This is a genomic window from Brevibacillus fortis, assembly GCF_003013395.1.
Classification (GTDB): Bacteria; Bacillota; Bacilli; order Brevibacillales; family Brevibacillaceae; genus Brevibacillus; species Brevibacillus fortis.
Genome location: NZ_PXZM01000003.1, coordinates 212,928 through 230,892 on the forward strand (window position 1 = coordinate 212,928; position 17,965 = coordinate 230,892).

The 17,965-nt window shown below is 48.1% G+C and carries 14 protein-coding genes, 2 pseudogenes and 1 riboswitch; of the genes and pseudogenes, 2 read left to right on the plus strand and 14 right to left on the minus strand.

The annotated features are described in order from the left end of the window. Window positions 1-50: 50 nt before the first annotated feature. The 3 genes from C7R93_RS02610 to cyoE form a co-directional block, all read right to left on the minus strand. Window positions 51-2,090, minus strand: coding sequence for a DUF4430 domain-containing protein (locus C7R93_RS02610; protein ID WP_106837338.1), 2,040 nt, complete (start codon window positions 2,088-2,090; stop codon window positions 51-53). Window positions 2,091-2,093: 3 nt separating this feature from the next. After that, a complete protein-coding gene (locus C7R93_RS02615) occupies window positions 2,094-3,422 on the minus strand; it encodes a prenyltransferase/squalene oxidase repeat-containing protein (RefSeq protein WP_106837339.1) in 1,329 nt (442 codons plus the stop codon). 135 nt (window positions 3,423-3,557) lie between these two features. Further along, window positions 3,558-3,740: riboswitch (cobalamin riboswitch) on the minus strand. A gap of 147 nt (window positions 3,741-3,887) precedes the next feature. Then, window positions 3,888-4,805 carry a heme o synthase gene (cyoE, locus tag C7R93_RS02620; RefSeq protein ID WP_106837340.1) on the minus strand — a complete coding sequence of 306 codons (918 nt, stop codon included), beginning with the start codon at window positions 4,803-4,805 and terminating at the stop codon, window positions 3,888-3,890. 179 nt (window positions 4,806-4,984) lie between these two features. Between cyoE and C7R93_RS02625 the strand changes: the two genes are divergently transcribed. Further along, on the plus strand, window positions 4,985-5,578 hold the full coding sequence (locus tag C7R93_RS02625; RefSeq protein WP_106837341.1) for a TetR/AcrR family transcriptional regulator: 594 nt from the start codon (window positions 4,985-4,987) through the stop codon (window positions 5,576-5,578). Between the two features lie 72 nt (window positions 5,579-5,650). Here the strand turns inward: C7R93_RS02625 and C7R93_RS30545 are convergent. The 4 genes and pseudogenes from C7R93_RS30545 to C7R93_RS02645 all read right to left on the minus strand — a co-directional run. Further along, window positions 5,651-5,861: pseudogene (locus C7R93_RS30545) on the minus strand (MFS transporter); the annotation flags it as partial. A gap of 6 nt (window positions 5,862-5,867) precedes the next feature. Next, a complete protein-coding gene (locus tag C7R93_RS02635; RefSeq protein WP_106837342.1) occupies window positions 5,868-6,242 on the minus strand; it encodes a hypothetical protein in 375 nt (124 codons plus the stop codon). Between the two features lie 70 nt (window positions 6,243-6,312). Beyond that, on the minus strand, window positions 6,313-6,648 hold the full coding sequence (locus C7R93_RS02640; protein ID WP_106837343.1) for a hypothetical protein: 336 nt from the start codon (window positions 6,646-6,648) through the stop codon (window positions 6,313-6,315). Between the two features lie 2 nt (window positions 6,649-6,650). Then, the gene (locus C7R93_RS02645; RefSeq protein ID WP_106837344.1) at window positions 6,651-7,604 is read right to left on the minus strand and encodes a helix-turn-helix transcriptional regulator; all 954 of its coding nucleotides are present in this window, start codon (window positions 7,602-7,604) and stop codon (window positions 6,651-6,653) included. Window positions 7,605-7,716: 112 nt separating this feature from the next. Between C7R93_RS02645 and C7R93_RS02650 the strand changes: the two genes are divergently transcribed. Beyond that, entirely contained in the window at window positions 7,717-8,532 is an 816-nt protein-coding gene (locus C7R93_RS02650) for an alpha/beta fold hydrolase (protein WP_106837345.1), read from the plus strand. Between the two features lie 74 nt (window positions 8,533-8,606). Here the strand turns inward: C7R93_RS02650 and C7R93_RS02655 are convergent. From C7R93_RS02655 to C7R93_RS02685, 7 genes and pseudogenes are all read right to left on the minus strand, one after another. Next, a pseudogene (locus tag C7R93_RS02655) lies at window positions 8,607-9,103 on the minus strand (SRPBCC family protein). A gap of 90 nt (window positions 9,104-9,193) precedes the next feature. Beyond that, a complete protein-coding gene (gene accC / locus C7R93_RS02660; RefSeq protein ID WP_106837346.1) occupies window positions 9,194-10,540 on the minus strand; it encodes an acetyl-CoA carboxylase biotin carboxylase subunit in 1,347 nt (448 codons plus the stop codon). A gap of 14 nt (window positions 10,541-10,554) precedes the next feature. After that, entirely contained in the window at window positions 10,555-11,004 is a 450-nt protein-coding gene (locus C7R93_RS02665) for an acetyl-CoA carboxylase biotin carboxyl carrier protein (protein ID WP_106837347.1), read from the minus strand. Between the two features lie 18 nt (window positions 11,005-11,022). Next, window positions 11,023-12,588 carry an acyl-CoA carboxylase subunit beta gene (locus C7R93_RS02670; protein WP_106837348.1) on the minus strand — a complete coding sequence of 522 codons (1,566 nt, stop codon included), beginning with the start codon at window positions 12,586-12,588 and terminating at the stop codon, window positions 11,023-11,025. A gap of 4 nt (window positions 12,589-12,592) precedes the next feature. After that, window positions 12,593-13,645, minus strand: coding sequence for a methylmalonyl Co-A mutase-associated GTPase MeaB (meaB, locus tag C7R93_RS02675; protein WP_106837349.1), 1,053 nt, complete (start codon window positions 13,643-13,645; stop codon window positions 12,593-12,595). Continuing rightward, window positions 13,642-15,813, minus strand: coding sequence for a methylmalonyl-CoA mutase (scpA, locus tag C7R93_RS02680; protein WP_106837350.1), 2,172 nt, complete (start codon window positions 15,811-15,813; stop codon window positions 13,642-13,644). Before scpA ends, meaB begins: the two co-directional genes overlap by 4 nt. After that, window positions 15,813-17,936 carry a methylmalonyl-CoA mutase family protein gene (locus C7R93_RS02685; protein ID WP_106837351.1) on the minus strand — a complete coding sequence of 708 codons (2,124 nt, stop codon included), beginning with the start codon at window positions 17,934-17,936 and terminating at the stop codon, window positions 15,813-15,815. The genes scpA and C7R93_RS02685 overlap by 1 nt, the downstream gene beginning before the upstream one ends. Between the last annotated feature and the right edge of the window lie 29 nt (window positions 17,937-17,965).

Consider the following 17,965-nt stretch of genomic DNA (forward strand, 5'->3'; position numbering starts at 1 on the left):
CATCCTTTCGCAGTCCTTCTCGCAGAAAAAAGTAGGCGGGAAGCCCCGACCTACTCCTTTTTCACTCCAGCGGTTTCTTTCCAATAACGGTATAGAATCACTGCAATTTCTTGCCGAGTGACGAGTGCATAAGGATCAAATCTACCATCACTTCTGCCCGTCATCCAGCCTTTTGCCAAAACGATTTGTGTGGCAGCCTTTGCTTCTGGTGCAATCTCTTTTTCATCCACAAAAACGTTCATTGGCTTGCTCACTTCTTGACTTACTCCACTTTCTTTCACCAATAGCTGGGCAACGTCAACCCGTTTAAGTGGTGTTTGTATCTTTTGGGTCATGGCCGGGTTGTCTACATTGTCGCCGCCACGTAACTGTTGCAGCGTCTCAAGCAGTTCTTCACGCGTTACCGGATCGTTCAGACCGAACGTTCCCTCGCCTTGCCCTTCCATTACACCAATAGCGGAGAGCGCGAGGATTGGTTCTTTTATCCAAGACTGATGAGCAGGCAACTCCCACAAGTCCTGATAGCTAGGTTCAATCGCGAGCACCGCTACATCTCCCGTATGCGTTCCGATTTTGCCAGTCACACGGTTTTTCGCGACTTGTAAATACGTGGTCGTCAATAGCCACTGTCCCTGTTCATTTGGTCGTTGATACAAGGTTGGCCACATGCCAGCTTCTATTGTATTGCTCATCGGCCAATCGATGGCGATCAAGCCAGCCGCAGGTTGTGTTGTTGTAATACGGTACCCAGAGGTCAGTGGGAAAGGGTCTTTACCGTCTCGCGTTTGCAAATTTTCCAACTGCTTGCTTTGTTCTGCTCCATCATGAAAACGGAACTTGTACGATAACGAGTGCGAATTGCTTGGTTGCACTGGCGTAATGGTCGTGCGCCAATTCCCTTTTGCGGCGATGACTGGCACTTTGGAGAGCAGAAGATGTTTCCACGCATATTCATCAAAAAACAATTCCGCTGACTGTAGCGATTCCTCGTTTGGCAGCGCTACGACCAAGGTCGGCTTTAACTCCGTGAGGAAAGGTTGAAAGCGCGGCATATTTACCAAATGTTCACCTAGCTTAATTCGAAAAATCGCCTGCTCTTCCAGCAATTCCTTTACTTGGCGTTCATTAATGGTTACAGATGAAACAGCATCGGCATCTTTGGCAATCATGGTAGCTGCTCTCTCGTGAGCTGCTTGAAACAGGGTTGCAACATCAGGCATATGTTTCTGTTGTTCTTCTTCATTTAATACGGTCAAGTCATACAACACATTCATCACAACATCCACGATCTGCTCACCAGTGGAAGTGTATTGCAGTTGATGCATGGCATTGTCAAAGAGAGTCGAACTGCTAATTTGATAGATGATCGTGGAAGAATCGGCATTTTCGCCAAGCTCTGTTTTGCCTAAGTCAGCGGTATATAAAAATTCCACCTTAGCATCATCTTCCAAGTAATATCGGTCTACAGCTACTTGTGGACCTTCACCATTCACTTTGTATACCCAACCACTTTTAGGTCCTTTATCAAACTCGGCAAGGCCATCAATACTTACGATGTAAACATCGTGTCCATCTTGATTGCCATCTTCATACTCGATCGGGAAGTCTTCGAGCTCGGAAGCATATTGGAGAAGTTGGAAAACAGATATTCCCTCTTCTACCGACAGCTTTCTCTTCTCGAAAATTTCCTCTCCTTTGTACCCTGTGATCGAGAACGTCACCTTGATTTTTTCATGTTCTTGACTAATTGAACGGATCGGGAATGAATGGCTCGTCTTTGTTTTGGAAAACAGGGTAGCTACCGCCATTCCTTTGGCTACCTCATCAGGAATTTCAAAAGAAACGGTAAAGGGTGCACCCTTGCCGACTACATCTTGAAAATAGATCGCCTGCCCTCTCGCATCTATAACGAGCAGGGGAACGTAAGCGGGGTCTTCTGTGGAGGTTTCCCCGCTTATGACAACCATACGATCATTCTGCTTGGCAGAGATCGTTGCATCTTTACTGGCGGCACTGACATTCCCCTGCAAGAAGCTGAGGCAGAACACGGTGAGAATAAGCAGTCTCGCTGCTAGTCTGCGCAAGCTCATTCGTTACTTTACCTTCACTGTAAAAGAAACACTGTCTTGTGCAACCTCGGGATTTTCCGCCAAGCCGTACCAGAAGTTTATTTCAACACTATAGGTTCCTCTTGGCAGCGTGAGACCAGCTGTCAGCGTTTGAGTCGTAGTCGGAGTAGACTCTACAATCGCCTGGGAGACGATAGATTTCCCCTTCATTACCTTGACGAGGATTGCAACTGGTTTCTCTTCAGCTAATTTACTCACGTCTGCTTTAACAAATAGCTGTTTGCTCGAAATCGTGTAACCAGCAGAAGTCGAAGTAGATTCCTCTCCCTTGATGAAATTCGTCATACCATCATACACCTTGACATTTTCTGATTGATTTTCGTTCGTGCGGTACACAATCAGATCCGTTTTTTCTTTTTTCGTCAAACGTTCAAAGAGTGCATTTCCCTTTTTCAGAACAGCAAGCGCATACAAGCCTTTTTGCGTCGTCAGTTCGCTCGTCTCTCCATTTGACCAAGCACTTGGGAAACTACCATCGTCTAGCTGCTGAGTCAGAACGTACTCTACACTTTTGTTCCAGTCGCCCTTCATCACATCTTCGCCTGTAGAAGCAACGGCAGCGAGTGTTTCGAGTGTCGTGTCAGGGTTATCGTTCAAGGAACCGTTTGATCCTCGACCACTGAGAAGTTGTGCCATAATTTCTTTTTGCATGTCGTTTACTCCATCTTCACTCTCTACGAAAGAGAGTGCGTGCAGCGCAAAGGCCCATTCATCGTGGTAGACCGTATCACTCGGCGTAAAGTCCTCCAATCGGTCAATCAGAAAATCAACAGCTTCTTCACGGTCATACGAGTAATCGTACATTTCAAGGGCAATCATCGAGAGCGCATGATTAAATGTCGTCCACTGGTCGTCCCCCAACCGCCCATTGCTATCTTGTTGTTTCTCGATTTCCTTCAACAGGTTCCTTCCATTGAAGTTCGTTGGATCATATCCATTTTTCATTAATCCAATGGATACCTTGGCAAGCTGCCCTGGTTCGGACACTTTCTTTACTTCATTACTCCAGAAATCAATGGCTGTTTTCTCCGAATCGTCCACCCATTTGCTAGAAGTCAACTTCTCGCCGGCATGCTCCAAGCCGATTAACTCCCAGTCAAAATCCTTTGAAAAACGATAATCCTTATCCGCTTTATAGTAGTACTTCACCACATTTTTCAAAGCGGCGTCTACCTGTCTGCTCGTCGCAGCAGCTTGGGCAGGTTGGGCAAAAGCTCCAGTAGTAATAAGTAGGCTAAGAATAAGTGCCCATGAAATGCTTTTGGTCCAGGATTGCACAAACCGTTTGTACATGACAATACTCAACTCCTTATGATGTTTTCAATAAAAAAACTTCCTCTTTTGATGAAGGAAGTACAGGAATTGGGGCATATGTTCACAATAAATAAACATAGTAAATGCCCTCACTTCTGTCCAATCCGCAAAAGGAGGTAACCTCATTGTTTGGCAGGTCTCCTGGCTTACACTTCTTCCATAACCCATCCTTCCCAGCACGATTACCAGTGGATTTTTTGAGCTATGTCCATGCTTACAGTAGCGGGGACTGCAGTGGATTTGCACCACTTTCCCTTTTCAATGGCATTAGCCATCACCAAACGAGGCATATACAGTTTTTTCTAATTTTGTACATTCGACACAAACAGTCACTATCCTTTTTTATCTTTCATCATCCGAAGTCGTTTATCGTTTCTGACGCAATAATAAATCAGGCTACCTCCATTAGAAGGCAGCCTGATATAAAAAAGCCATTTTAGTCGATTACAGTTTGAAGATAATACCCATCAGCGAGTAAATAATCACCGTCGAGAACAGCACTGTCATATGAATCAACGAATAAATAAACATCGTTTTTGACCATTTCTGCGAATCCATTTTCCGGTATCCAAATACACTCAGAACCAGCCATAAAATATTCAGAAGCAGGGCCATCATCGTAAGGCCCGCGCTTAATGACCAGAATAAAAAGCTACTTGCAATTAAAACAACCAAATAAACATTTGTTTGAATGTAGGTACGTCGTGCACCTTTGACCACGGGTAACATAGGAACCCCCGCCGCCTTGTACTCATCATGCTTGCGAATCGCAATCGCATAAAAATGAGGCATTTGCCAAATAACCATGATGATAAAGAGACCAAGGATAGCAGGATGCGTGATGTCTGGGTGAATGGCAGCCCAACCGATGAGCGGCGGCATAGCGCCAGAAATGCTTCCTACCTCCGTATTGTAAACCGTTCTTCTTTTGGTCCACATCGTATAAGGCACAACATAAAAAAACAGTCCGAGAAAACCCATAATTGCAGCCAACGGTGATGCCAAGACGAGAGCTACCAAGCCAAAAATCGTCATCAGGGAGGCGAGCCATAAAACCGTCTTCGTTGATATGTCCCCTGTCACCGTAGGTCTGTTTTTCGTCCGTTCCATGACAGAATCGATATCGCGATCATACACGTTATTAAAGGCACCTGCTGCGCCCATGATTAAAATAGAGCCAATCGTAGCAAATAAGATTTCTGTCAGCTTATCTATTAGACTGAAGTGATACGTATATAAAGCCAATGTTAATCCGGCAAACATCGGAATCAGATTCGATTTGATAATCCCCGTTTTAACCGTTTGTGCCAAAATATTGGACATAGGCCGATTCCGCGTTGCAACGCTTTCTTCCCTCTGCATTCGTACACTGTCCCCTCTTACTAGATGATCTATTCTATCGTACTCCAAAATAGCATGACATAGTAGACGGTTAAATCCTACAAAACTGCCATTTGTATCTTACATACCGATAAGGATTTAAATACTATATGGAATGTTAATTCTATATGGTATGATTGTCAAGAGAAGGAGGAGGACGAATGAACAGACGCAGATTAACCCAAGCAGAACGTAAACAGGAAACAAGGCAATTGCTGATAGACTCAGCCATTGAGACCTTTGCTCAGTTAGGCTTCCACGGGGCTTCTGTTGATAAAATCGCAGACCATGCTGGATTTACCAAAGGAGCTGTTTATGCTCATTTTCAGTCCAAAGAAGATCTCTTTCTCGCTATCTTGGAAAGTCAGATGCAATTACATGTTTCCAATATCCATCACGTAATTGATCACCAGCCATCATTATCGCATTTTATAGATGCCATGGACGCTTATTTTATGTCCGTTCAGCAACAAAATCGAACGTGGAGCATGCTGAACCTGGAATTTTTGCTTTATGCCATGCGCGAAGAGTCAGTCCGCCAGAAGTGGTCGAACATGGTCATAGAGTCGGTGCAGCATCTTTCCAAGGCGATTCAGACATTGATGCCAAAAGAAAGTGACTCTACTCTATCCTCGGATGAAATAGCATGGACCATTCTTGCTTTAGAGAATGGGATGACCGTTTTTTATTACATAAGCGGCGACCAAGTGCCCCTTTCTTTATACAGAAAAGCTTTGCAAAACATGCTATCGTAAAATAGCGCGTGCCCCATGCACCCTGCATGTTCTCCATCCGTTTCCAAAAAGGAAGCGTACACGCTAGAAATTAGCACCTACACCCCAGAAGCAATGCAGCCAGCTCATATGATGTGCTTGATAATGCGTGGCGACATAATGGTTCAGTGATGCATCAACAGAGCCAGCACCGAGTCCAAGCGGCAAAGGCTACCGCTGTCATCAAGCAGCTAATCAACGTAATTTGTCGAGTTCCGAGTCGTTTTAGTAAAGCACCACTTGCCAAGCTGCCCCCGCCCCCTGCTCGTTTTTACACCCTTACTGTGAGTCTATTCAGCAATTTCTCTCCCTCTGTTTTGAACCGCTTGTTCTTTTCGAGAAATTCGTTCACTTCATTTAATTGGGCTGGGCGGTAGCCTGGGCCACCACAGCCACAGGAATGATAGCTAAATCCATGCTGAAAGAGGATTTCAACCTTCTTCCACTGCTTCACATTAGTTTGTTTTGGAGCCTTGAAATCATGCCCCATTTCCTTCATTCCCTCACCACATTGCGGACAGCTATGCTTAATTTTGTTCCATTCTTCCTCCGTCAACTCATACTTGGAGGTTTGCTTGAACACTTTTCGGCAAGTAAAGCAGGCGTATATTTGTTTGTATGGACCATACATTCCATATCGACACATGATGATCAACTCCTATCCAGTTCATCTGCCAGCTTCTCTTTCAATTGGATGGCTGGCATTCTCCGATTTACTATGTATCTCCTTTTTTGACGAGCGTGCTACCGATGAGGTCAAAGCTCAAAGGTGCCCCCTTTTTGTCAGGTTGCCATCCCAGCTTGATCGCCTCTTCGATGATAGCCGCGACGTCAGCTGGCTTTATCACTCTCATGTCAAACAGTTGCACATTTGGGAACTCCGCCCAAAAATCATTCACATCTGATTTTACATACACGCGAATCAATTGCCCCATACCTTCATTGTGCTGAATCGTCAAAGCGAGCAGCCCCTTCGCTGCTGGGGTGATGACCCAACGATATCGCTGCTCTCCTACCGTTATACCCCGCGTACCTTTTTTGGGTAATGCCATAGCTACCTCCTCATTCCCGCGTACATGCTTATCAGTTCTGCCAAATACGCTTTTATGCCGTCCAATATTTCAGGTGAATGCTGCACAGTCACTTCTTTCCCCAACCCAATCAAAAACTTGACAAAATATAAGATATCACTTCTCGCTACATTTCCTTCCAACCAACCACTTCCATCCTGCCGTACATGCAGCATGGATGCTAGCCAATGTTCAGCCTCACAAGCCTGCACACCTTCAGTGGTCAGCTCCGCAAATAAGTGGACCGTGTCTTGATCCACGCCTGTTTTGATTTGGCGATTTTCCAAGTGAATGTCACGAAGATCCAACGGCTTCGCTGCCGATTGTTCGGCGGAATGGATACGGTCACAACGAAACACACGAAAATCTTGATATTGATAACAATAAGCCGGGCTGTACCATAAACCGTTTTTCGTATAGATTCCAATCGGCTGTATATCCCGCTTGGATTGTTGTCCGCGCGATTCATAAGTGATGCCGAGTACTTTTTGGTGGATGGCGGCATCCAGCAAAATGGATAAATGCGGAGAACTGGCTTGCCGCTTTGGTGTCACGAAATCAACACGGCGTTTCATTTGGTCAATGCGCTCACGAATATCCGGTGGCATGAATTGATAAAATTTGTTCAATGCCGAAGAGGATTCTGTCTTAAACGGCAGAGATGAATGGTGTCGAAGAGCCTGGATCGCGAAAAAGATTGCGACCGCCTCTTCCTCTGAGAATGCAATAGGCGGCAAAATCCTTTCCTTCAAAACATGGTATCCGCCATGCGGTCCCACTTCGGAGTACAAAGGTACCCCTAACTCACTTAGCTCTTGCAGGTCCCTTAGGATCGTTCGCCCTGAAACGCCAAATTCGTCAGCAAGCTCCTTTACCGTAAACTTGCGCTTCCGGTTGACAGTCATCATCATTTCCAACAGTCTTTTTGATTTCGGCATGGCTTAACTCTCCAAATTTTTGATTATGACAATTCCTGTCACTATTATCTGTTATTGTGAAGGAGAAGTCGAGTTGGACATGATGCTGGTCATAAAAAGGAGGAAATAATGTATGCTTCATCCACAAGAAAACGGTACAGGAACGAGAAAATTTTTCCAATCCGGTAACGTAAAACTATCTTATCTTGATTTTGGCGGTGACAGTCAGAGAGTTTTGCTCCTGCTGCATGGTCATATGAATGATGCAAGAACCTTCACAGCGTTTGCTTCCAGATTCACAGATTGGCGCGTGATTGGATTGGATCAACGTGGTCACGGCTGGAGTGAGCATGCCCCAAATAAGGATTATTCACGTGAAAGCTACATCGATGATATTCTCGCCTTTAGTAAGACCGTTCTCGATGGAGCCCCTGTTACGATTGTCGGGCATTCTTTAGGAGGTGTTAACGCGTATCAATTTGCAGCTCGTTACCCTGAGCTTGTGAACGCAGTCATTGTGGAAGATATCGGAGTAGAAATTAAGGCCGACTTATCTTTTGCAGAAAAACTCCCACATCGCTCCCCTTCCTTACACGATCTCAGGAAATCACTCGAAGAAGTCGGCGTTCGTGCGATCGATTATTTTTCGGAAAGCGTGTTTGAGGATGAACAAGGCTGGGGATTCCGTTCTGACTTAAAAGGCATGCCTATTTCTCAACGACACATTGACGGGGAATGGTGGAGCGACTGGCTAGCGTCTTCTTGCCCGATCTTGCTGATTCATGGCAAAAAAAGCTTTGTATTGGATGAAAATCAAGCCGATCGTATGGTGACCCAAAGGCCAAACACAAAGCTCGAAAGTTTTGCTGAGTGTGGGCATGATATCCATTCTACGGACCCTGACGGATACTATCGGGCTGTAAAGAGCTTTCTTGACGAGTTGAAATAATATCCGATGTACGCGCAAAAGGGGACAGAGACTTCCGAAAGTCTCTATCCCCCTCTTTATACGCATATACACATTTAACCTTGATAACTAATTTTTCCTGTTTCCACTAATTCCTTTAGACCCATGAACATGAGATTCCAGCCATGTTCCGAACCATCGTGGTATTCTTTCAACGCTTTCTCGATATCTGCTTGCGACCAATTTTCTTCATGCAAAACGAAGATGTTTGCGTAAAAGTCATTTCACAGCCATGCTGCGTGTCTCTTAGCTCCACGATTACGGTATCGGTTGATTCGCTAAACTGGGGCATCTGAAACGTAAAGACGATTTTGTTTGGACGATCAATTTCGATGTACTCTCCGATCGCATGATAATCTTTCCCGTCTCGATGATCAACAATTTCCCATGTTCCCCCTACTTGAGGATTGTTTTGTGCCACTTTATTTGTTCGTTCCAATGTAAACAACCATTTTTTCATTATCTCCTGATTCAGCCATGCATCAAACACTTTTTCAGGCGGGACATCAAAATTTCTGGTCATTTTTAGTGCAATCATTGAGTAATCGCTCATTTACATGGCTCCTTTTCGCGGTTGTTCTCTTTTTATTATGAAGAAAAACAAGCCACGATAACCCCGCAGCTTGTTCTGTCATATCTTTCATTACAATTCCAGTGTATGTTTCTCCAAGAAGTTCGTAGCGAAATTCCCTCCGACAAAATCGGGGTGCTCTAGCAACTTCTCATGGAATGGAACCGTCGTATGCACGCCCTCGATGACAAACTCACCTAACGCCCGCTTCATACGAGCCAATGCTTCGTTGCGATCCGTTCCCCAAACGATCAGCTTGGCGACCATCGAATCATAGAAGGGAGAAATTTCGTAACCGGGATAAACCGCACTGTCCACGCGCACACCGTAACCTCCAGGCGGCAAGTAATTGAGGACCTTCCCTGGTGATGGCATGAAGTTTTTCGCAGGATTCTCCGCGTTGATACGGCATTCGATTGCCCATCCGTTGATTTTCACGTCTTCTTGTGAGAAGGATAACGGATTGCCCGCTGCGACATATATTTGTTCTTTGATCAAGTCAATCCCTGTAATCATCTCTGTCACAGGATGCTCTACTTGAATCCTTGTATTCATTTCCATGAAGTAAAACTGGCCGTGCTTGTCTAGCAAAAATTCAACGGTACCCGCTCCGTGGTACGAAACTGCTTTGGCTGCCGCAACTGCAGCTTGCCCCATTTGCTCGCGCAGCGTTTGGTCCAGCGCCGGGGATGGCGCTTCCTCTACCAGCTTTTGATGACGACGTTGGATAGAGCAGTCCCGCTCGCCCAAGTGCACAGCGTTGCCATGCTTATCGCCCATGATTTGTATTTCCACATGCCGCGGCTCTTCCACGTATTTTTCCAAGTACACGCCGGCGTTGCCGAATGCTGTCTCTGCTTCTTTCTGGGCTTGCCGAATCGCCTTGGACAATTCATCTGCGTCAAAAGCGACACGCATGCCTCTGCCGCCACCTCCAGCTGTTGCTTTTACGATGACAGGATAGCCGATTTTCTGTGCCACCTGCAATGCCTCATCGATGTCATCAATCAATCCGTCTGTGCCCGGAACTAATGGAACATTCGCTTGGCTCATCGTTGCTTTTGCTACGGCTTTGTCACCCATTTTTGTGATCGCATCGGGATCGGGACCGATAAAGGTAATCGAGCAATCTTGGCAAAGCTGGGCAAACGATGCATTTTCCGCCAAGAAGCCATAGCCCGGATGGATAGCGTCGGCCTTCGTGTGAAGAGCGACCGTCATAATCCGTGCCATGTTCAAATAGCTGTCCTTGGACGCCGTAGGTCCGATGCAATAAGCTTCATCTGCCAATTCTACGTGCAATGCTTCCCGATCCGCCTCAGAAAAGACAGCGACTGTACGTATCCCTAATTCCTGACAAGCGCGAATAATCCGGACAGCGATTTCGCCGCGATTGGCAATCAATACTTTCGTAAACATAGGCGCGCTCCTTTTTACTGAGTTTTGACAACGAGCAATGCTTTTCCGTAATCGACAAATTGACCGTCCTCGACGAGAATTTCCGTGATAATGCCGCTCACGGAAGATGTAATGTCGGTAGTGAGCTGAAGAGCATCAGCCGTGCAGCGTCCAACCTTTTCGCCTGCTTGAACCGTCTGTCCTACTGTCACTTCCGCATAGAACAGTCCTACTCCTGGAGACATGACTTGCTGTGTCACTTCCTCGGGTGCCTCAGGAACAACATTGACGGGCTCAGCAGTGGCAGCTGCCTCCTGATAACCATGTTCCACTTCGCCCACCTGTACAGGCGCATTGACAGCCACGACCTCGACTGGTGCGCTTTTCTTTATGACGATTCGAGTCTTCCCCTTCTCCCATTCCAGCTCCTCAATGGAAGACTGATTCACCAGCTTGATGAATTCACGCAGTTCATGCAGTTTCATAGCAAGGACTCCTTTCTTTTATAATGGGATGTTCCCGTGCTTTTTGTACGGACGATCTTCCTGTTTGTTTCTGAGCATTTCCAAGGCTTGCGTGACCTTTTGTCGGGTTTCGCGCGGATCGATGACATCATCCACCATGCCGAGACTTGCCGCGACATATGGATTAGCGAACTTTTCTCGGTAGAGGGCAATTTTCTCTGCGCGAATCGCAGCAGGGTCCTCACTTTGTTCGATTTCCTTTGCAAAAATGACGTTGGCAGCGCCCTCAGGACCCATAACGGCGATTTCTGCATTCGGCCAAGCATACACGATATCTGCTCCAATGGATTTGGAGTTGAGCGCTACATAAGCACCGCCGTAAGCTTTGCGCAGAATCACGGTGATTTTGGGAACCGTTGCTTCCGAGTATGCATACAAGATTTTCGCGCCGTGACGGATAATTCCTCCGTGCTCCTGATTGATTCCCGGGAAAAAGCCAGAGACATCTTCAAAGGTCAACAGCGGAATGTTGAAGCAGTCGCAGAAGCGTATGAAGCGTGCCAGCTTATCTGATGAATGAATGTCTAGTCCGCCTGCCATGACCTTTGGCTGGTTGGCGATAATGCCGACACTGTGTCCATCGATACGCGCCAGGCCGATAACGATATTGCGGGCGAAGTTCGGCTGTACTTCCATGAAATCACCGTGATCCACGATTTTTCCGATGACCTTGCGCACATCGTATACTTTCGTGCTTTCAGCAGGTACGAGCTCCAGGAGCTCTTCTTGCCAACCATTATTCTCTTCTGCTTTTATCACAGGAGCGCGATCACGATTGTTTTGTGGCAGGAAGCTGAGCAGCCTGCGCACTCCCTCCAATACTTCCTGTTCGGTTTCTCCCGTAAAATGGGCGTTGCCACTCACCGTCGAATGGACTTTGGCTCCGCCTAGATCCTCCGCGGATATTTTTTCACCGGTAACGGTTTCGATCACTTTTGGACCTGTAATGAACATTTGGCTCGTCTTCTCTACCATGAATACGAAATCCGTAATCGCTGGAGAGTATACCGCTCCTCCCGCACATGGACCGAGGATGACAGAAATTTGCGGAATGACGCCAGAGTAAATGGCATTGCGGTAAAAAATCGTGCCATAGCCATCCAGAGAGCTTACCCCTTCTTGGATACGTGCGCCGCCAGAGTCGTTCAGTCCGATAAAGGGAGCGCCGTTTTTCGCTGCCAGGTCCATCACCTTGGCAATTTTCATCGCGTGCATCTCACCCAGAGCACCGCCAAACACCGTGAAATCCTGCGCGAACAAATAGACAGGACGACCGTTGATTTTTCCGTAGCCCGTCACGACGCCTTCGCCAGGTGCCTCCATCTGGTCGAGACCAAAATGCGTGGCACGATGCTCAACAAACGGGTTCAGCTCCATAAAGGTGTCTGGGTCAAGCAGTAGCTCAATCCGCTCGCGTGCAGTCAGCTTGCCTCGGTTATGCTGGGCATCGATGCGAGCATCACCGCCGCCTAGCTGGATTTTATATTTGCGTTCCATCAATTCATCAATTTTTTCGTACATATTGCTGCTCATAAGGGCCACCATCTCTCTATTCCTTTTTCATGATCGCATTCTCATAGATCGCCACTAATTGCTGTACAGCGCTCGTCGGTGAAATCTCGCCACTCGCTACGGCTCCTTCAATGGAGGGGAGCAGCTCGGCTACTTGCTGGTTGCCGAAAAAGGTCGCGCGCAAGTAGTCCTGAGCCATACTGTGCATCCAATCGAGTAGCTGCGCTTTGCGCCTTGTATCGAAGCTGCCCGATTGGATGGTGCTTTCACGAAATTGACCGATGACTTCCCATATCTCCTCAATGCCATCCCCTGTCAGAGAGGAACACATATATGCCTTCGTCTCCCAGCCAGTGGTTGCTGGCTGCAAGTAATGCAGAACGCGATTGTATTCACCTTTGGCGATCAAGGCACGTGTGCGGTTTTCCCCATCGGCTTTATTGATCAGAAGCGCATCCGCAATTTCCATGATGCCTTTTTTGATTCCTTGCAGTTCATCGCCCGCGCCGGTCAACATCAGCAGTAAAAAGAAATCGACCATTGATCGGACTGTCGTCTCACTCTGACCAACCCCGACCGTCTCGACCAAAATCACGTCATAGCCTGCTGCCTCGCAGATCAGCATCGTTTCCCGTGTCTTCCGATTGACACCGCCTAGCGTGCCTCCCGTGGCAGACGGTCGGATAAAGGCATGTGGATTGCGTGACAACAGCTCCATTCGCGTCTTGTCGCCGAGAATGCTCCCGCGTGTAACTGTACTGCTCGGATCGACGGCCAAAACAGCGACACGATGACCTTTTTCGCAAAGCATACTGCCGAATGCTTCAATGAACGTGCTCTTGCCCGCACCTGGCACACCAGATATACCTATGCGTATGGATTGACCTGTATGAGGAAGCAGCTGTTTGATCACCTCTTGGGCCATATCCATATGGGCGGCAGCATTGCTCTCGACCAACGTGATTGCCTGCGCCAAAATCGTTCGGTTATTATCTCGTACGCCTGTGACGTATTGATCCACCGTTAAGCGTGGGAGGCGTGCCTTGGAGGTAACGTTCAACAAATTCTTGTCAGCCTTGCCCCCGGTCATTGTCCAGCAGCCTCCAGGCGATACACGATCTCTTGCAAAACGTGTTGGGCTGCTACAGGAATGACTGTTCCTGGCCCAAAGATAGCTGCCGCACCATGTTCTCGCAAAAAGGCGTAATCCTGCGCCGGAATAACACCACCTATGACGACGACAATATCCTCCCGTCCCAGCTTCTTGAGCTCTTCCACCAGTTGTGGCAGCAACGTTTTGTGTCCGGCCGCAAGCGAGCTAAAGCCGATTACATGCACGTCATTTTCTACCGCTTGTTTCGCTGTTTCCTCAGGTGTCTGGAACAACGGACCGATATCCACGTCAAAACCCAAATCGGCAAAAGCGGTAGCAATCACTTTCGCGCCCCTATCATGTCCGTCTTGACCCATTTTCGCGATCATAATACGGGGACGTCTGCCTTCCCATTGCTCAAATTCGTCTGCCATCTTGCGCACAGCCGCTACCTCGTCGGCATCTGCGTATTCGGAACTGTAGACGCCACTAATCGAGCGGATGACCGCCTTGTGCCTACCCACGACCTTTTCATATGCATCGGATATTTCACCCAACGAAGCTCTTGCCCGTGCCGCTTCGATGGCAAGCTCCAGCAAATTGCCTTTGCCCGTTTTGGCGCATTCCGTAATGGCTTGAAGAGTTGCTTGCACTCTCGTCTCATCCCGGTTATTGCGCAGCTCCTGCAATCGTTTGATCTGTGCTTCCCGGACAGCTGTGTTGTCGACTTCGAGAATTTCCAGCGGATCTTCCTTGTCCAGACGGTATTTGTTCACGCCAATAATGGCTTCTTTTGCCGAATCGATATGTGCCTGACGGCGTGCAGCTGCTTCCTCGATCTTCATTTTCGGCAATCCCGTCTCAATTGCTTTTGCCATACCGCCAAGTGCTTCGATCTCTTCGATGTGCGCCCACGCTTTTTCCACGAGCTGCGCAGTCAAGGACTCTACGTAGTAGGAACCAGCCCACGGATCGACGACCTTGGTTATCTCTGTTTCGTCCTGCAAAAACAACTGCGTATTACGCGCGATTCTGGCTGAAAAATCGGTCGGCAACGCAATCGCTTCATCCAGTGCGTTCGTGTGCAGAGATTGGGTATGCCCGAGAGCCGCGGCCATCGCTTCGATACACGTCCGCACAACGTTGTTATACGGGTCCTGCTCCGTCAAACTCCAACCGGACGTTTGCGAATGCGTCCGCAGTGCCATCGACTTTTCGTTTTTCGGATGGAACTGTTTGATCAGATTGGCCCAAATCAAGCGACCTGCACGCATTTTCGCCACTTCCATGAAGTAGTTCATGCCAATCGCCCAGAAAAATGACAACCGTGGCGCAAACGCATCGATGTCAATACCGGCTGCAAGACCCGTGCGAACGTATTCCAAGCCATCTGCTAAGGTGTAGGCCAATTCAATATCAGCGGTCGCACCCGCTTCCTGCAGGTGGTAGCCTGAAATACTGATGCTGTTGAATTTGGGCATGTGCTGAGAAGTGTAGGCAAAAATATCGGAAATGATCTTCATTGACGCTTCTGGCGGATAAATGTAAGTATTCCGAACCATGTATTCCTTCAAAATGTCATTTTGAATCGTTCCAGTTAGCTCCGCCTGCGATACCCCTTGCTCTTCCGCTGCCACAATATAGAACGCCATAATCGGCAAAACCGCTCCGTTCATCGTCATGGAGACGGACATTTTATCGAGGGGAATGCCATCGAACAAAATTTTCATATCGAGAATGGAATCAACGGCCACACCTGCTTTCCCGACATCACCGACAACCCGGGGATGATCGGAGTCATAACCGCGATGCGTCGCGAGGTCGAAGGCAATCGACAGCCCTTTTTGTCCCGCAGCCAGATTCCGTCGGTAAAAAGCGTTGCTCTCTTCTGCCGTAGAAAATCCGGCATATTGGCGAACTGTCCATGGCTGAGTCACGTACATCGTCGGATACGGGCCGCGCGTATACGGTGGCAAGCCAGGCATGTAGCCGAGGTGATCCATTCCTTCCACATCTTCCATCGTGTAAAGAGGCTTTACAGGAATCTGCTCCAGCGTCTGCCACATCTGCTCCTTTTCTTGTGGGTTTACACCCAGTTGAGGGAACAAATCAGACACATCTCTTTTGGACTGATAAGCCATTTTTGAAAAATCAGGTCGCTTCATTATGAGCTCACTCCTATCCGCTCCTGAAGTTCTCGCAGCATCTCGTAGCAATTGGAGCGCATGTGGATGCAATCATCTACACCTGCTGCTTTATAAACAGCCAGCTGCTCCCCGTCAGGCAAGCCAGCCAACAAAACCGTCATCTGAGGTACACGTTGCTTGATTGCTTGAGCCAATGGTGGAACCTGCTGTGGATAGCTCGCATCGTCCGAACAAATGACCGTGATCTTCGCACCCGATGCCACCGCAGCTTCTATCGCCTCTTCAGGTGTAGAGAATGCTTGCTGGCGAGCTACTTCAAAGCCGCCAACCGCAAAAAACTCTGACACAAAATCCGCACGAGCCTTATGCTTTGCCACTGGTCCCATCGTCGCCAAAAACACTGGCGGTCTTTTTCCTGTTGTTTTCAAGAAATCATCTGCCTGCATCCGGAGGGCTTCAAAGCGTTCGGATGCCCGGTGAATACGCAGTGGCTGGATGATTGTCTCCCCTGAATCTTCACGTCTCATGGCTTTTGCAATATCGCCCACAGTCGCTCCATGAAGCACTGCTTTTACTGCACATGCCACGAGCTCATCGGTATTTTTCGCCAACTCATCAAGCGCGACGGAGAGGTGAGTCGCGTTCTGTTTCATCCGATGGGATCGGACTTCAGCGGCACGCTCTTCATGAATATTCGAAAGACTCTCGGCTTGCAGTGGCTGCTCCGCCGTATTGGCATACATGTTAGTTCCAACCAAAAGCTTTTTACGCGTATCGATGCTCGCTGCTTTTTGATCGGCTATCTGTGCGACCAAGCCTTGTGGGAAGCCTGCTTCTAATGCGCTCAGCATGCCACCTTGTGCTTCTACCTGCTGAAACAGCTCCCATGCTTTTTTCGCTAATGCATCTGTGAGCCATTCTACGTACCAGGAACCCCCCGCAGGGTCGATCACTTTTCCCAAATGGGCTTCTTCTTGCAAAATGATTTGCGTATTTCTGGCGATTCTTCTTGAAAACTCATTGGCAGGGCGGATTGCTTCGTCAAATGCGGATATATGCAGACTATCTGCTCCACCAATAACGGCTGAGAAAGCTTCTGTCGTGGAACGCAGCATATTGACATACGGATCATAGATCGTCTTCGTCCAGGCCGAAGTTCTGGCGTGAATCGTCATCTTTTGGGCTTCCTTTGATCCACCGTAGGCCGCCACGATATTTGACCAGAGCATTCTTCCCGCGCGTAGCTTGGCGATTTCCATGAAGACATCTGAGCCAATCGAGTAAGAGAACTGCATCCGTGGGGTTACTTCCTCGATGGACAATCCCCGCTCAAGCATGGCTTGTAAATATTCGATCCCAGTAGCCAATGAAAAAGCCAGTTCGATTACTGCGTTACCGCCGCCGTCCTGATAAGGATTGGCCTGAACCATGATCGTTTGTAGCGCAGGTGCATGCTCTACTGCCCATTTCGTCGCGCTAGCCATGGCGTTATAAGCTGTCTGCAAGGAACAAGGAAGCTTGCCCTCGGTGAGCAAAACCGCTACTGGGTCTTGCCCGATGCAACCGCGCAGCTCGGAGGCTTGTTGGCCTGTCGCTTCAACATGTGCCAAAATGAGCGAAAGAATGGGCAAGCCAAGTGCTCCCGTGTTCACGTAAAGAGGAATGTCTGCCAGCTTCACCCCTTGAAATGCCTGCTCTACATCCTCCCGACAAAAAACCGATACGCCGTTGTGTCCAATCGTATCTGGCATTGCTTCGTCAGGGTCAAGTCCAGCCAATGTCGCTTGATCCACCATCAGTGGCAGCATGGTTTGCCCGCGTCCTAGATCGTCTACGGCTGCCTGATTGAATGTCTTGGCGTTCGTTGCGTTGATTTCCTGACAGACATGCCATTTGTGTTCCTTTTGCTCGCCGGGTTGCTGATTCCCTCTATGAAAAGGCGCTTCTCCTGGTAGCGCTTCCAGATGCGGCAATGTTTTGACATCTTCGTGCCGATAGATTGGCTGACGAACAATCCCCTCGTACGAATGCGTCAGTAGCTTGGCATCAAAGGATGCACCCTTTAGCGATTTTTCTGCCGCTTCCCGCCATTGCTCATACGTGGGAATGGAGAATTCCTTGAACCATGTATGTTTGCTCACTCTTCTAGTCCTCCCCTTAAAAGCTGCTC

What these genes read in the sequence shown, in the direction of transcription:
- meaB (WP_106837349.1), bottom strand. Translation starts at nt 13,645, where the DNA reads ATGACCGGGGGCAAGGCTGACAAGAATTTGTTGAACGTTACCTCCAAG.
- C7R93_RS02645 (WP_106837344.1), bottom strand. Translation starts at nt 7,604, where the DNA reads ATGCCGAAATCAAAAAGACTGTTGGAAATGATGATGACTGTCAACCGG.
- C7R93_RS02640 (WP_106837343.1), bottom strand. Translation starts at nt 6,648, where the DNA reads ATGGCATTACCCAAAAAAGGTACGCGGGGTATAACGGTAGGAGAGCAG.
- cyoE (WP_106837340.1), bottom strand. Translation starts at nt 4,805, where the DNA reads ATGCAGAGGGAAGAAAGCGTTGCAACGCGGAATCGGCCTATGTCCAAT.
- C7R93_RS02670 (WP_106837348.1), bottom strand. Translation starts at nt 12,588, where the DNA reads ATGGTGGCCCTTATGAGCAGCAATATGTACGAAAAAATTGATGAATTG.
- C7R93_RS02615 (WP_106837339.1), bottom strand. Translation starts at nt 3,422, where the DNA reads ATGTACAAACGGTTTGTGCAATCCTGGACCAAAAGCATTTCATGGGCA.
- C7R93_RS02650 (WP_106837345.1), top strand. Translation starts at nt 7,717, where the DNA reads ATGCTTCATCCACAAGAAAACGGTACAGGAACGAGAAAATTTTTCCAA.
- scpA (WP_106837350.1), bottom strand. Translation starts at nt 15,813, where the DNA reads ATGAAGCGACCTGATTTTTCAAAAATGGCTTATCAGTCCAAAAGAGAT.
- C7R93_RS02610 (WP_106837338.1), bottom strand. Translation starts at nt 2,090, where the DNA reads ATGAGCTTGCGCAGACTAGCAGCGAGACTGCTTATTCTCACCGTGTTC.
- accC (WP_106837346.1), bottom strand. Translation starts at nt 10,540, where the DNA reads ATGTTTACGAAAGTATTGATTGCCAATCGCGGCGAAATCGCTGTCCGG.
- C7R93_RS02635 (WP_106837342.1), bottom strand. Translation starts at nt 6,242, where the DNA reads ATGTGTCGATATGGAATGTATGGTCCATACAAACAAATATACGCCTGC.
- C7R93_RS02665 (WP_106837347.1), bottom strand. Translation starts at nt 11,004, where the DNA reads ATGAAACTGCATGAACTGCGTGAATTCATCAAGCTGGTGAATCAGTCT.
- C7R93_RS02625 (WP_106837341.1), top strand. Translation starts at nt 4,985, where the DNA reads ATGAACAGACGCAGATTAACCCAAGCAGAACGTAAACAGGAAACAAGG.